The organism is Cupriavidus sp. YAF13, assembly GCF_052113425.1.
In the GTDB taxonomy this organism is placed as follows: Bacteria; Pseudomonadota; Gammaproteobacteria; order Burkholderiales; family Burkholderiaceae; genus Cupriavidus.
In genome coordinates, this window is sequence record NZ_JBFRDD010000021.1 from 35,355 (window position 1) to 49,053 (window position 13,699).

Annotated in this window: 12 protein-coding genes and 2 tRNA genes; 11 read left to right on the plus strand and 3 right to left on the minus strand. The window is 66.4% G+C overall.

The window, feature by feature from the left end:
* Positions 1–2 precede the first annotated feature (2 nt).
* Entirely contained in the window at positions 3–920 is a 918-nt protein-coding gene (cysK, locus tag AB4061_RS18070) for a cysteine synthase A (RefSeq protein ID WP_441636112.1), read from the plus strand.
* A 195-nt stretch (positions 921–1,115) separates the two neighbouring features.
* On the plus strand, positions 1,116–1,316 hold the full coding sequence (locus tag AB4061_RS18075) for a hypothetical protein (RefSeq protein ID WP_441636114.1): 201 nt from the start codon (positions 1,116–1,118) through the stop codon (positions 1,314–1,316).
* A 27-nt stretch (positions 1,317–1,343) separates the two neighbouring features.
* Here AB4061_RS18075 and AB4061_RS18080 read toward each other — a convergent pair whose 3' ends face one another.
* Positions 1,344–3,077, minus strand: a complete 1,734-nt coding sequence (locus tag AB4061_RS18080; protein ID WP_441636259.1) for a hypothetical protein — start codon at positions 3,075–3,077, stop codon at positions 1,344–1,346.
* A 662-nt stretch (positions 3,078–3,739) separates the two neighbouring features.
* On the opposite strand from AB4061_RS18080, the gene AB4061_RS18085 reads away from it, so the two are divergent.
* The 4 genes from AB4061_RS18085 (at position 3,740) to AB4061_RS18100 (ending at position 8,093) form a co-directional block, all read left to right on the plus strand.
* Positions 3,740–4,030 (plus strand): hypothetical protein, encoded by a 291-nt coding sequence (locus AB4061_RS18085; RefSeq protein WP_441636119.1) that lies wholly within the window; start codon positions 3,740–3,742, stop codon positions 4,028–4,030.
* A gap of 289 nt (positions 4,031–4,319) precedes the next feature.
* On the plus strand, positions 4,320–5,489 hold the full coding sequence (gene pobA / locus AB4061_RS18090) for a 4-hydroxybenzoate 3-monooxygenase (RefSeq protein ID WP_441636121.1): 1,170 nt from the start codon (positions 4,320–4,322) through the stop codon (positions 5,487–5,489).
* Positions 5,490–5,587: 98 nt separating this feature from the next.
* Entirely contained in the window at positions 5,588–6,994 is a 1,407-nt protein-coding gene (locus tag AB4061_RS18095) for an MFS transporter (RefSeq protein ID WP_441636123.1), read from the plus strand.
* Between the two features lie 265 nt (positions 6,995–7,259).
* Positions 7,260–8,093, plus strand: a complete 834-nt coding sequence (locus tag AB4061_RS18100) for a hypothetical protein (protein ID WP_441636125.1) — start codon at positions 7,260–7,262, stop codon at positions 8,091–8,093.
* A gap of 176 nt (positions 8,094–8,269) precedes the next feature.
* Here AB4061_RS18100 and AB4061_RS18105 read toward each other — a convergent pair whose 3' ends face one another.
* On the minus strand, positions 8,270–8,797 hold the full coding sequence (locus AB4061_RS18105) for a metal-dependent hydrolase (protein WP_441636127.1): 528 nt from the start codon (positions 8,795–8,797) through the stop codon (positions 8,270–8,272).
* 162 nt (positions 8,798–8,959) lie between these two features.
* On the opposite strand from AB4061_RS18105, the gene AB4061_RS18110 reads away from it, so the two are divergent.
* The 3 genes from AB4061_RS18110 to AB4061_RS18120 all read left to right on the plus strand — a co-directional run bounded on the left by AB4061_RS18110 (position 8,960) and on the right by AB4061_RS18120 (position 10,018).
* Entirely contained in the window at positions 8,960–9,361 is a 402-nt protein-coding gene (locus AB4061_RS18110) for a hypothetical protein (protein ID WP_441636129.1), read from the plus strand.
* 426 nt (positions 9,362–9,787) lie between these two features.
* Positions 9,788–9,863 (plus strand) — tRNA-Glu (locus AB4061_RS18115).
* A gap of 78 nt (positions 9,864–9,941) precedes the next feature.
* A tRNA-Asp gene (locus tag AB4061_RS18120) sits at positions 9,942–10,018 on the plus strand.
* 215 nt (positions 10,019–10,233) lie between these two features.
* Here the strand turns inward: AB4061_RS18120 and AB4061_RS18125 are convergent.
* Positions 10,234–11,871, minus strand: a complete 1,638-nt coding sequence (locus AB4061_RS18125; protein WP_441636131.1) for a sensor histidine kinase — start codon at positions 11,869–11,871, stop codon at positions 10,234–10,236.
* Positions 11,872–11,951: 80 nt separating this feature from the next.
* Here AB4061_RS18125 and AB4061_RS18130 point away from each other — a divergent pair, with 80 nt between their 5' ends.
* Both AB4061_RS18130 and AB4061_RS18135 read left to right on the plus strand, forming a co-directional pair.
* Positions 11,952–12,557 (plus strand): response regulator transcription factor, encoded by a 606-nt coding sequence (locus AB4061_RS18130; protein WP_441636133.1) that lies wholly within the window; start codon positions 11,952–11,954, stop codon positions 12,555–12,557.
* Between the two features lie 173 nt (positions 12,558–12,730).
* The gene (locus AB4061_RS18135; RefSeq protein WP_441636135.1) at positions 12,731–13,429 is read left to right on the plus strand and encodes a transposase; all 699 of its coding nucleotides are present in this window, start codon (positions 12,731–12,733) and stop codon (positions 13,427–13,429) included.
* Positions 13,430–13,699: the final 270 nt, after the last annotated feature.

Below are 13,699 nucleotides of genomic sequence, written 5' to 3' on the forward strand. Positions count from 1 at the left end.
AAATGAAGGCCGACAACATCCTGCAGACCATTGGCAATACGCCCCATATCCGTGTCCAGCGGCTCTTTGGCGACACCCATCAGGTCTGGATCAAGTCCGAGCGCGCCAACCCGGGAGGCTCCATCAAGGACCGCATCGCGCTGTCGATGGTCGAGGCGGCCGAGCAATCCGGCGTGCTCAAGCCGGGCGGCACCATCATCGAGCCCACCTCGGGCAATACCGGGATCGGCCTGGCCATGGTGGCGGCGGTCAAGGGCTACAAGCTGGTGCTGGTGATGCCGGACAGCATGTCCGTGGAACGCCGCCGCCTGATGCTGGCCTATGGCGCCACCTTCGACCTGACCCCGCGCGAAAAGGGCATGAAGGGCGCCATCGCCCGCGCCGAGGAGCTGGTGGCGGCCACGCCGGGCGCCTGGATGCCGCAGCAGTTCGAGAACCCCGCCAATATCGAGGTCCACGTCAATACCACCGCGCTGGAGATCCTGGCGGACTTCCCGCAGGGCATCGATGCCCTGATCACCGGCGTGGGCACGGGCGGCCATATCACCGGCTGCGCCCGCGTGCTCAAGCAAAAGTGGCCCGCGCTGAAGGTCTATGCCGTCGAGCCGGTCGCCTCGCCGGTCATTTCCGGCGGTGCGCCCGCGCCCCACCCGATCCAGGGCATCGGCGCCGGCTTCATTCCCCGCAACCTGGATACTGTCCTGCTCGATGGCGTGATCCAGGTCGACGCCGAGCCGGCGCGCGAAATGGCGCGCCGCGCCGCGCGCGAGGAGGGCATGCTGGTGGGCATTTCGTCTGGCGCCACCCTGGCCGCGATCGCGCAGAAGCTGCCGGACCTGCCGGCCGGCGCCACCGTGCTGGGCTTCAACTACGACACCGGCGAGCGCTATCTCACCGTGGAAGGCTTCCTGCCCGCCTGAGACTATGCTGCATTGCTGGATTCTCTTCAGGCGGCAAAGCTCTCCGTGAACCATACTGGAGAGTGACAGGCGTCGGCGCAAGCATGCGCGAGCGGCCAAATCTGCCGATATGGCGCGCCAGCGCCCCTGCCGCCTGGCGCGGCAGGGCTTGCCATGGCGTTGACACAAGCATTGACACAAGGACAAGGAGCTGAGATGAGCATCCCGAGTTATGAAGTTGCCCGACTGGCGTCCCTGGCGGTGCGGCTTGCGCTATCTTCCGGCCTGTCGCACGAAGAGATGCAGGCTGCGCTCAGCCTCGCGGCCACCATGATCGAGCAGGACGAAGGCGCAACGCCTGAAAGCACGACGGCGGCAGAGGTGCCGCACGCCAAGGTGACACGCACGATCCACTGATCCACTAACGGCCCGCCGCGCGCCCCGTCAACCCAGCAGACCCGCCCAATACAGCTCCGCCGCCGCCAGCACCGCCCGCATCTGGGTGGTGTGCGCCAGGCGAAACGCATCGCCATAAACCGTCTGGTCGGGGAATTCGGTGACCAGCGTGAACGGCACCGTTGACCGGGCATCCTCGAAGATCATGCAGGGAATGCCGTTTAGCACCGGGAACGGCACCTCGCCGGCGTGGCTGCCCCAGGTCGCCAGCTGGCGGGCATTGAACGCGGCCAGATCCGGCGAAGCCGCCAATTGCGCGGTCAGCGCCTGCATGAACGCCATGCCATCGCGCCCGGCGTGGTGACGCAGGATCAGGAAGAAGCCCTTGGGAATGGTCCAGGTCTCGAAGCCCGGCGGCACGTAGCCGGTGAGTGGCCGCGTCCATTCGTGGGCGGGGTAGCCGTGCAGGCTCATGTGCAAGCCGGCGCCGGTGCGCTCGATGGCTTCCAGCCGGGCCGCTTTCTCCACGAAGGGCGGCGCCGTGCGTGCCTCCAGGTCGTCGCCCAACGCGGTGTAACGCGCGGCATGCGACATATGGCGCGGATTGTTCTCGCGCAACCGCACATGCAAGGCTGCGCCGTCCGGGTTCTCCAAGGCGATCAGGGCAAAGTGCGCGTGCGGGCGCTGCTTGAGCGCCTGCGCCGCACGCAGCGCCCCCACCACGCCGGACGTTTCGTTGGCATGCTGGCCACCGGAAATCACCAGCCCGGGCAGCGCGCCTTCGATGTGGGTGCCGTGGACCACGCGCCCTTGCGTGGAAAGCACGCTGAAGCGCTTGCCGCCCAGGGCATGCATCTCGACGGCGGCCTCCTCCGGCGTCAGGGGCTGCGAGAGCCCGGCGAGCGCAATCGGGGACAGAGGGGCCGCAGCCGCATCGGCCGGCGTTGCAGCGGCAACACGTGGATGCGGCAACAATGCCACCCGCACCCGCGTGGCACCCTCCGCGTGGCGGATCTCGGGCACGATCTGGCCGGGCTGCAAGGTGCGATCGCCGCGCGGCAAGCCAGCGCGATCCTGGAAGAACTCCAGAATGGAGAAATACAGGTCCTCGTGCAGGGCCTCGCGCGTACTGATGCATTCGTCCTGGTAGGACAGCCGGCGCTCGATGCCGCCCGTGTCGATGGCGATGCGAAGCACATCGAAATAGGGTCCCTGCCGGCCCCAGGCATGGCCGCGGATCGCATCCATGGCTGCGGCGAATGCCAGTTCGTACTCGGTGGCGAGCGGGCCGTCCTCCAGCACGGCGCCGTCGCGCGACAGACGCAGCCACCCGCACGGCGCGCCAGACGCCGCGAGCGGCACGAACACACGGTGGGCGATGCCGTCCAGTTCGACGACATAGTGGCCTTCGTCGTCGCCGTCGCTCAGGCGCAGGCTGCCTTGCGGCAGCATGCCGGCGAGCGGATAGGTTTCGAGCCGGAAGCGCTGCGACTGTGCCACCGTTGTGGCCGCGGGCAGGCGCACGGAGATCTCGCCCGCGGCGGCGAGATCTCCGCCGTCGTGTTCCAGCGCCAACGCATCGAGGAAGAAATGCAGCAGCGGCTTGTAGGCGCTGTGGATCGACGCCTGCACGCCAGCGGCGGCAAGCCGCTGCTCGGCCGCGCGGCGCGTGGCGAGGTCGTCGAAGACCCAGGCTTGCGCACGTACGCCGGGCATCGCCGCGATGCGCTCAATCAGGGTATCCAGTGTGTGCGAAATGGAGGTATCGAGCAGGATCGTCATGGCTGGCCTTGGCGCCGTGCGCGGCGAGCTGGGTGTCGGATCCGGCATTATAGGCAGGCTCCTGATTGCCCGCGCGAACGCCCCCCGGCCGCCCGGGAAGACGCCTTCCCGGGCGCTTGCCTCGCGCGTTGCCGTAGCGGGCCCGGGCGGCAAAGGCGGTAAAGGCGGTAAAGGCGTTCGCAGGCGATGCCGGGGCGCGGCACATCTGCGCGTGCACATTTCCTTACAACCCGGACATACATTGAAGTCACAGGATCGCTAAGCTGCGCCCCTTGAGCAAGCCTTGTCTTGCCATTCCAAGGAAAGTACGCATGAGCCGCTCCCTTTCTCACGCAAGCCAGCTTCCTGCCGCACAAGCGCGGCGGCCCCGATGAAGTGGTCCACCATCGCGTTGGTACTGCTCGGCTGGCTGGGCGGATGTACCGCCATCGGATGGCTGCTGATGGCCTGCGCGGGCATGTTGTCCCAGTAAGCCACAACAGCGCGCGGGCAGGCATCTCACCGCTCTGCCACCGATTCACCGGGCTATCGGACCCTCGGCCACACGCCATTTCGTAACGGGGTATTTCAGCGGCGCGGCCGGATCCGGCTGCGCACCCCAATCATCACTGGCCCATTTTCCTCATTTCCCCATTTCCCCATTCCGAAGGCAAGGAGAGACCATGTACGATCACGCCGCCATGCCGCGCGAGAGCCACGGCGCCCTCACCGCAGGCGCCATGCAAGACACGCCAGCACCGCGCACGAGCCCCGCGCGCCGTGCTCGCGCCGCACGGGCGAACGTTGCCTGCGCCGACGTCCTGATGTCCGATATCGGCCTGCTCAAGCTGTGCCGCCACTGCGCAGAGCACTGGCCGGCTGACGGCGAATTCTTCGCGCGGGACACACGCCGCCGGGACGGCCTTGAACACATCTGCAAGGCTTGCCGCAAGGAACAACGCTCGGGCCGTTGAAGCGCGGCGCGCATGTACGGAATGTGAAGGCCGTCGCGCGCGGATGGCGCCCTCGGACGCGTCGCCGCACACACTGGCAAATATCACAATTCCAGCCAAATTCAATCAAAAACTAGGGTTTTCCCCAACATCGACAGGATATTCCGGCATATTCCACGCCAGATACGGATGTTCGTTTTGTCCTGTTGATGGTTCGTTCCGTCTATTCCCTCCCGTCCCTGGCGCCGCTATTGTTACGTTCAATAGTTACGTTCAATAACAATCCCCATCCCGCACCAGGAGACACGCGATGCGCACACAAGTCGCCATCATCGGCGCCGGCCCCGCCGGCTTGCTGCTCGGGCAGCTACTCGCAAAAGCGGGCATCGATGCGGTTATCGTCGAGCAACGCAGCCCCGACTACATCCTTGGCCGTATCCGCGCCGGCATCCTTGAAAGCGTGACCGCCGATGCGCTGGAGCGCGCTGGCGTGGCGCAGCGGCTGCAGCACGACGGCCTGGTCCACCATGGCATCGAACTGTCCTATGGCGGCAAGCGCCACCACATCGACTTCCACGCGTTGATTGGCCGCTCGGTCACGGTCTACGGCCAGACTGAAGTCACGCGCGACCTGATGGCTGCCCGGCAAGCCGGCAATGCCGTCACCATCTACGACGCGCAAGATGTCAGCGTGCACGATTTCGATACGGCCACGCCCGTGGTGCGGTATCGCAAGGACGGCCAGCAGCACGAACTGCGCTGCGATTTCATCGCTGGCTGCGACGGCTTTCATGGCGTCACGCGGCGCAGCGTGCCCGAGCCGTCCAAGCGCATCTTCGAGCGGGTCTATCCCTTCGGCTGGCTCGGCGTGCTCGCCGACACGCCGCCGGTGGCGGATGAACTCATCTACGCGAGCCACGAGCGCGGTTTCGCGCTGTGCAGCATGCGCTCGCTCACGCGTAGCCGCTATTACGTGCAGGTGAGCGCCGACGAACGGGTCGAGGACTGGTCCGATCAACGCTTCTGGGACGAGCTGCGCAGCCGGCTCGACGCCGGCGCCGCCGAGGCGCTGGTGACGGGCGCGAGCATCGAAAAAAGCATCGCGCCGCTGCGCAGCTTTGTGTGCGAGCCGATGCGCTTCGGCAACCTGTTCCTGGCAGGCGACGCCGCGCATATCGTGCCACCGACCGGCGCCAAGGGACTGAACCTGGCCGCCAGCGATGTCCTCTACCTGGCCGACGGCCTGATCGCGCGCTACCTGCACGACGATGCCAGCGAGCTGGACGCGTACTCGCAGAAATGCCTGTGCCGGGTCTGGAAGGCGGAGCGCTTCTCGTGGTGGATGACATCGCTCTTGCATCGCTTCCCCGATGCCGATGACTTCGCGCTGCGCATCCAGCAAGCCGAGCTGGACTACCTCACTGGCTCGCACGCCGCCCAGATGTCGCTGGCGGAGAACTACGTCGGCCTGCCGTATTGAAACCGCTCAATACGCGCGCGGCCATGCGGCACGCCTTGAGATACCAAGAAAACCAGAGCATTCGCCGCCAACGAGCGGCATAGCAGGAGACCCGCACCATGACGCCCCCAACCAGCGGCCAGCCGGCCGCCTCCCCTGACCGTGCGCGCCATCCCGGCGCCGGCATCGACGTCCAGCAGTTCATCGACAGCCAGCCGTTCTCGCGCTTCCAGTGGATCATCCTGATCCTGTGCTTCCTGATTGTCGCGGCCGATGGCTTCGACACCGCGGCGATCGGTTTTATCGCGCCGATGCTGGCCAAGGAATGGGGCGTCAGCCGCGCCCATCTCGGGCCGGTGATGAGCGCGGCCTTGTTCGGCCTGGCTGCCGGCGCGCTGGTGGCGGGGCCGCTGGCCGACCGCTTTGGCCGCAAGGGCGTGCTGGTCGGCTCGGTGCTGTGCTTCGGCGGCTGGAGTGTGGCATCGGCCTTCTCGAGCTCGCTCGAAGCGCTCACCGTCCTGCGATTCCTGACCGGCCTTGGCCTGGGCGCGGCCATGCCGAATGCAGTCACGCTGATGTCGGAGTACGCGCCCACGCGGCGCCGCTCGCTGGCGGTCAACGCCATGTTCTGCGGTTTTACGCTGGGCTCCTCGGCCGGGGGTTTTGCCGCGGCCTGGCTGATTCCGCACTATGGCTGGCATTCGGTCCTGCTGGTGGGCGGCGTAGCGCCGCTGCTGCTGGCCGTGCTGCTGATCCTCTTCCTGCCGGAGTCCGTGCGTTTCCTGGTGGCGCGCAAGGCCCCGGACGCGCGCATCGCCGCCGCGTTGTCCAAGGTGCACCCGGGCGTGCTGCGCGCAGACGAGCACTTTCACGTGCAAGAGGCCGCGCCTACCGGCGCTTCCTCGCTGCGCACCATCCTGATGCCGCAGTTCCGCACCGGCACCGTGTTGCTGTGGACAACGTACTTCATGGGGCTGCTGATCTTCTACCTGCTGACGAGCTGGCTGCCGACGCTGTTCGCCGACGCGGGCTACCCCATCGAGAAGGCCGCGCTCATCACCGCGCTCTTCCCGCTGGGCGGCGGCATCGGTACGCTGACCGTGGGCTGGCTGATGGACCGCGGCCATCCGTGGCGCATCGTGGCCGGCACCTACGCACTGACTGGCGCGCTGGTCTATGCAGTGGGCCACGGCGCCGGGGACGTGTTCCTGCTCGGCATACTGGTGTTTGCCGCCGGCACCTGCATGAACGGCGCGCAATCCTCGATGCCCACGCTGGCCGCCGGCTTCTATCCCACGCAATGCCGGGCCACCGGCGTGGCCTGGATGCTGGGCATTGGGCGCTTTGGCGGCATCGTCGGCGCGCTGCTGGGCGCGCAGATCCTGGGATTGGGATGGAGCTTCGGCAAGATCTTCGGCCTGCTCTCGCTGCCTGCATTTGTTGCCACCGCCGCGCTGCTGATCGCCTCGGCGCGGCCACGCACCGCGGCGCGCCCTGCCATTGGCCAGCACGATGCCGCGCACTGATCGCCGCGCCCGCCTTCAAACCTTCGATCCGATATTCGCCATGAACTCGCCACGAATGCCCGGGTAGCCCGGTTGCGTCCATCCATCATTGGGATGGTGTACCCGCACGGTTGGTTCGCTGGCCCACACACCCTGTGTTGCCACAGGCAGGAAACGGCACCGCCCGCTTTGCCTGCCGCCCGGCCGCCGCCTACCATGCTAGCAAAGGTAAGCCCGGTTACAGGGCGGCTGTACCAGAGAGAAATCGTGGTGAGGCGGGGACATTTTGGCGAATTACCTGGAAGAGTACTGCGCACGCATCCGGCGCGCAGCGGCAACGGCCGTGATCGACAAACCAGTGCTGGTGGCTCGCGATGGCATCTACGCGATGTGCTACGTGCCGTTCGAGCACAGCCATGAGCGCGCTCGGCTGATATTGGTGAGCACCACGCCCGGGCACACCCACGTGCAGCTGGCGGCGGAGCTGACCGAGAGCCTGCTGCAGCGGCATGCGCCCGGGCGCACCATCCAGCGCGAGAACAAACGGCGCGTGGAACTTGGCGGCCCGCTCGTGCGGCCCAACCTGATTCGCATGCTGGATCATTTCGGCATCGCGCAACTGGTCGGGCTGCCCGACGCCGTATCGCTTTGGGATGATGGTTTCGAGCGGCTGCAGCCGCTGGCCTTGCTGCCCTATGCCACCACGCGGCGCGGCCTGGCTTTCGATGGCGACCTGGAAGAGCTGATGGCGGTGCCGATGCTGCGCAGGGTGTTCGAGAACCTGTTCCTCGGCGCGCTCAGGCAGATGGATGACCAGGCGCTCTACCTGGCGCTGGGGCGCACTGCGTGGGCCGCGCTGGGCCATGCCGTCGACCGCGGCCTGCTGCAGCGCCGGCAACTGCTGGGCATGCTGCCCGTGCCCGCGCGCGCGGGCAGCATGGTGAAGTACTTCCTGCGCGAGGTCAGCGTCGACGCACTCTCCCCGCGAGACCCTGTGCGCCATCGCACCGCGTGGCTCGACGCCGCGCATGACGAACTGGTGGCGGCAGTGTGCCGGCAAAGGCAGCATGCTGCGGACGCGAGCCAGCCCGGCACGGCGCAGACCTGCCTGGAGGCTTGAAGCCGGCCATCGGCCACTTCCCGATATGCCGAAGCCATCACCCCACGTCGGTGGGGTTCATTTGGCACTTTGGCGCGCCGTTAGCCTTCTGTGAGGGAATTGCCTCCCTCGACATTCCCGATCGGCGGCCCCTTGTGGCCGCCTCTTTTTTTGTGCGGGCGCTTGCGCCCAGCCATTCAAACCCGCAGGTGCCAGGCCCGCAAGTACTGGAACAGGTCCAGCCCGTGCGTGCCGTGGAACCAGACGTGGCGCGACAACGCCAGTGCGCCCATCCACGAGGCCGCAACCACCAGCAGGTCGCATCGTCCGCTCTTCCACCAGTTCAGCGAATGCCGCCCGAGAATCCAGGGCACGCCGAGTGGGTTGGGCCAATCGGCCAGCAAGTGCATCAGCCCGCCACAGGCAAACCCGAATGCCGGCGCGGCCAGCGCATGCGCGCCCAGGGCGCGGTGCGCGAACACCAGCAGCGCCAGCCAGGCGATGCCCCAGTGCGTCCAGGTACGGTGCGTGATCCACAGCCGGCGGGACCTGGACCACCAGGCAACCTCCAGCCAGTCGGGCGCGCCGCCGCCGGCCACGCCCGCGAAAAAGGCAAGCACCGCGGACATGTGATACGGGCCGCCGGCACCGGACTGGGCGACCACCGCGGCGGCGATCAGGCCTGCCGCCCATCCGGTGGCGTGGTGTGCTTTGCTGGAAGCCATTACGTAGATGCGCTCATCGGGAGCCGTGAAATGAAGGGGGCGCAATGGTGGCAGATCGCACCGCAAAAGAACAGGGCGCGGAGCGCGGCTTGCACCTATGCGCCGCGCGCGCTAAGTTGGAAGTTGCTTGCGGCAAACGCGCCGCGCACCTTGGGAGGTGTCATGAGATCGCAAATTGCCCGGCAGGCCCGCGCAATCCTGGCGGCATCCCTGTGGCTAGCCGTGGCGGCGCATGGGCAGCCGGTGGAATCCGGGCCGCTCACCATCGGCGGCTCGCTGGTGGTGGAAGGCCCCCTCACCGTCCATGGCACGCTGACCGTGGATGGCAGCGTCCTTGCGCACGGCCCGCTGACCGCGGCCTGGTTTGCCAATCGCCCACCGGTCTATGGACAGCCGCCTGGCGCAGGGCGGCAAAAGGTGTTTCACGGCCCGCTCACCGTGCACGGGCCCTTGGTGGTGGAAGGCAACATGCTGGTCAACGGGCCGGTCAACGTCGATGGGCCGCTTAGCGCGGGCGGCAGCATCGACGCCGACGGCCCCATGCGCGAGCGGCGGCGCCAATGACGCGCATGGGGACCAGGCCGATTGAAGGCGCGCGGACGTGCGCCGGCCGGTCATCGCGAACGCCGCGCCGCCGATGATGAGCGCGGCCGCGGCCGGCAGCGTGGCAAAGCCGAACCACACCAGCAGCAGCGCGAAGGCGCCGATGGCGGTGGGGCCGATCAGGCGGCCGGCTGGATGGGAGTGGGTCGGCATGGCAGTGGTGTCGAGAGTCGGTGCGAGAGCCAACGCGAGACGCAGGCGATCCCGCATGGACTGCATGCGTGGCCATGCCCCTGCCGCCTGTCTTGGCAAATACGGCTATGCGATGCGCGCGCCGTTTGACGATTTGCGAGGGAGAATAAACAGGGGCTTCCCATCGCGAAAAAAGGGCGCTATAATCGCGCCCCTCGCGACACGAAATGTACATGACGTAGCGAGCAAGTCTCAGTCCCCATCGTCTAGAGGCCTAGGACATCACCCTTTCACGGTGAGTACAGGGGTTCGAATCCCCTTGGGGACGCCAGTTTCGAGAGCAACGCCACCAAGCGCAGCCTCAACACGAGCGTCGGAAACCGCAACAAGCGGGTTCCACAGCCACTGCGGAGTGGTAGTTCAGTTGGTTAGAATACCGGCCTGTCACGCCGGGGGTCGCGGGTTCGAGTCCCGTCCACTCCGCCAGTCAGTATAAGTAAGGGTTTGCTGCAATCGAAATAGCAGCAAGCCCTTTTTTTATTCCAGATCCGGAATGCCTGCCCTTGATGCGGCACCCGGCGCGAGTCGCATTTGAAGGCGCCGCCCGGCGTCTGCGCGGAGCGCTAACGCCGGCACCAGTGCCTGCAGATCAGGCCGAGCGACGCACACCTGCGCACCGCCATGCCGCCCCGCCCACGCCTTCAGCCCAATGCCGCCGCGCGCGGCAGCCTGACCACGAAGCTCGCCCCCTGCCCTTCCTTGCTGGTGACCACGACCTCGCCCTGGTGCAGGTCGACCGCCAGCCTGACCAGGTAGAGGCCAACGCCTGCGCCTGCCGTGCCGGCGACATTGCCGCCGCGCACAAATCGCTCGAAGATATGCTCGCGGTCCTTGTCCGGGATGCCCAGGCCGTGATCGGACACGGACACGCGCATCATGTCGGGGCCGCCGGAAATATGCACGGTGACCGGGGTGCCTGCGGGCGAGTACTTGATCGCGTTGCCGACAAGGTTGCTGAAGGCCTGGAACAGCAGCTTGGCGTCGCCATGGAAGATCTCGTTCAAGCCCGGGTCGATGATCTCCTCGATGACGGCCGCGGGGGAACTCTCGCGGTGCATCTCGCAGACTTCGTGCAGCAGCAGGGTCAGTGAGAAGTCGACGCCTTGCAGCGTGGCAAGGCGCCCGCCGTCCAGCAGTTGCGAGGAATCGAGCAGGTGGTCGATCAGGTTGGTCATGCGCCGCACGGCAACCCGGATCCGCCCGCAGCGCTCGCCGAGGACTTCGGCGCTCGGCGCCTCCTTCATGCGCATGAGCCGCTGCGCGTGGCCGTCGATCACATTGAGCGGCGTGCGAAACTCGTGCGAGGCCATCGAGACGAAATTGCGCTGGAGCACTGCCAGGCGCCGCTCGTTTTCCAGCGTGTCCAGCAGCATCGTGGTTTGGGCGGCCAGCGCCGCCTTGCTGCGCTCCAGTTCGATCGTATTGTCGCGAAAGCGCACCACGGCGCGGGCGATTTCACCGATCTCATCCTTGCGCCCGGCCCCGGGGATCTCCACGTGAGGATCGTTGTCCATGATGCGGTGCATGCGCTCGACCAGCCCCGCAATGGGGTTCGACACCGCCCTGACCAGATAGATCACCGCCGCGATCACGAGCAAGCCCGACACCAGGATGACGCCGGCAATCAGTTGCCGGGCCTCGTGATAGGCGTCCGCCTCGCGCTCGGTTGCCTGCGCGGCGCCGACGACGTTGCGCTCGGTCAGCACGCCCAGCGTGCCATTGGCCTGCTCGAAGGCGCGGCGCGACTCGCCGCGATAGAGCGCCACGGCCTGCGTCGTGTCTTTCTGGTGGGCCAGCGAGACCACGCGGTCGACCAGTTGCCGGTAAGCCGACCATTGCGTCATGAACTGCTCGTAGAGCGCCAGCTCGGCCGGATCGTGCTCGATCTTGCCATAGCGGGCCTCGACCTCCTTGATCACATCGTCCAGCCGGCTGATCTGGCCCTCGGCCGCGCGCAGGTCGGCACGCGTCGTCGCGATCAGCGCGTCGCCCTCGAACGCGCGGTAGTCCGAAATATAATTGTTGAGGTCGCCCAGGATACGGTTGCTCAGCAGCCAGCGGCCGCTGATCTGTGCCGACACGCTGTGAAAGCTGCTGAGCCGGTTGATGCCGAACAGGCCCACACCCACCACCAGCAGCAGAAACAGCACGAACACAAGCGACAGCCGGACGCGAATCGGCCTGAGCATGGGCACTGAATCGGGCAGCCCGACCAGGCGCCGCCCCAGGCCGCGACGCACTCGCCGGCTGGCGGGCGCCGGACGAATCGAGTGATTCATAAGACTTTTATCCAGAATTTCGCTACGCTGTACGTTGGCGGGCCGCAAGACGCGGCTCGCTGCCGCCACCAAGGACCAGCATGACCGATGCCCGCCGGAAGATCCTCTGCATCGAGGACGATGCCGAAACGGCCGCACTGATCGCCGAAGAGCTGATCGAGCGGGGCTTTGCCGTGAACATCGCGCACGACGGCCAGCAAGGTTTTGCCGCCATCCTGCGCGACACGCCGGACCTTGTCCTTTGCGACGTGAGTATGCCAGTGATGACCGGCTTCGAACTGCTGGAGAAGATCACTTCGCTGGCGCCGCGCTTTGCCGACATGCCCTTCGTGTTCCTCACGGCACTGGCGCAGCGCGAGGCCGAGCTCAGGGGGCGCAGGCTCGGGGCCGACGACTACGTGACCAAACCGGTTGATTTCGACATATTGTCCAGCATTGTCGAGGCTCGCCTTGCCCGGGTTGCGCGCACACGGCCGGCCCTGCCTGCCGTGCAACTCAGCGAGCGCGAAGTGGAAGCGCTGGTTTGGTCGGCACGGGGCAAGACCTCGGGCGAGATCGCCACCATCCTGGGCCTGTCCAAGCGCACGGTCGACTTCCACATTGACAACGCACGCCTGAAACTCGGCGTGGCCACCCGCATCGAAGCGGTCGTCAAGGCCGCGTCCGCCGGCATCATCAAGCCCTAGCAGCGCGGCGCCGCCCGGCCTACTGTGATCAATCACAGTACTCGGCGGCGGCCAATCCTCATAGAATCGGCGCAATTTCATCGCTCCCGGAACACGGGTTAGCGGGATTTTGCGACCAGGGCGCCAGCCCCGGGGTCCACGGCGTCATGGCCGGATCTACCCGCGCCGACGATATGAGCAGACTTCAGCAGCAACGACCCACGCGAACCGAGGTTGATCCCACCGCCAGCCGCGCGAGCGCGCCTGTGTATCCCCATGCGGATGATCAGCGCCGCGCCACGACGCTGATCCATGTGCGCGCAGGCGGCGCGGCAGGCACCTCCGATGCCGACCTGACCGCCTTCCTGCTGGCCGCGTGGCGCAAGCTGCAAAGCGCGAGCCACCGCCCGCCGCAGTGCCCGCGTTGCCGCGCCCGCAAGTCGACCTTTGACGGCATCGATGGCAGCGGCCTGCCGCTCTTTCATTGCGCCGGCTGCCGCCAGCGCTTCAGCCGGCTGACCGGCACGCCCATGGCGCGGCTCAGGCTGGAGGACAAGGCGGAGGCCTTCTTCAACCTGGCCTCCCAGCAGGTGTCGGTCGCCGAAGCGGCGCGGCGCCTGGGGATCAAAAGCGAAACCGTCAGGCATTGGTCGATCCAGGCCCGCTTGTGGCTGCTGAAACTGGATCGGCAAGGCGACTGGGAGCGGCGCGTGCAGCTAGGCGTGCGCTACGCTGTCCTGCCGGCAAGCACCCGCGGCGAGCCCGCAAGCGCGGCGCGCGAATGCAAATGCAAATGCACCATCGCCTCCGACGATAGCGACGCGCTCGCCGAGATGGAAAGCGCGCCCCTGTTGATCCGGGTGTGCCCGCTATGCGAACAGATGGCGCATTAGCATGGAATAAAACAGCCCAAGGAAAGGCGGGATCCTCTTTCAATCTATCCTCGACCTGATTTAACTCTCAATACCATCGATCTGAATTTATTTCGATGTGGATATTCTGTCTCCTTTAAATACAGGCATCTATTAATTTCGCACGCCTGATATAAAGCGCACCGCGAAATAGATAGTCCCGGCCGCCTTCTCCTTCGCCCCCCAATTTTGCTGGGAATCGCACACGAACAAGCGCCAACACGCGTCAAAACACACTGACCGGCTTGCGAC

What these genes read in the sequence shown, in the direction of transcription:
- cysK (WP_441636112.1), top strand. Translation starts at nt 3, where the DNA reads ATGAAGGCCGACAACATCCTGCAGACCATTGGCAATACGCCCCATATC.
- AB4061_RS18075 (WP_441636114.1), top strand. Translation starts at nt 1,116, where the DNA reads ATGAGCATCCCGAGTTATGAAGTTGCCCGACTGGCGTCCCTGGCGGTG.
- AB4061_RS18080 (WP_441636259.1), bottom strand. Translation starts at nt 3,077, where the DNA reads ATGACGATCCTGCTCGATACCTCCATTTCGCACACACTGGATACCCTG.
- AB4061_RS18085 (WP_441636119.1), top strand. Translation starts at nt 3,740, where the DNA reads ATGTACGATCACGCCGCCATGCCGCGCGAGAGCCACGGCGCCCTCACC.
- pobA (WP_441636121.1), top strand. Translation starts at nt 4,320, where the DNA reads ATGCGCACACAAGTCGCCATCATCGGCGCCGGCCCCGCCGGCTTGCTG.
- AB4061_RS18095 (WP_441636123.1), top strand. Translation starts at nt 5,588, where the DNA reads ATGACGCCCCCAACCAGCGGCCAGCCGGCCGCCTCCCCTGACCGTGCG.
- AB4061_RS18105 (WP_441636127.1), bottom strand. Translation starts at nt 8,797, where the DNA reads ATGGCTTCCAGCAAAGCACACCACGCCACCGGATGGGCGGCAGGCCTG.
- AB4061_RS18110 (WP_441636129.1), top strand. Translation starts at nt 8,960, where the DNA reads ATGAGATCGCAAATTGCCCGGCAGGCCCGCGCAATCCTGGCGGCATCC.
- AB4061_RS18125 (WP_441636131.1), bottom strand. Translation starts at nt 11,871, where the DNA reads ATGAATCACTCGATTCGTCCGGCGCCCGCCAGCCGGCGAGTGCGTCGC.
- AB4061_RS18130 (WP_441636133.1), top strand. Translation starts at nt 11,952, where the DNA reads ATGACCGATGCCCGCCGGAAGATCCTCTGCATCGAGGACGATGCCGAA.
- AB4061_RS18135 (WP_441636135.1), top strand. Translation starts at nt 12,731, where the DNA reads ATGAGCAGACTTCAGCAGCAACGACCCACGCGAACCGAGGTTGATCCC.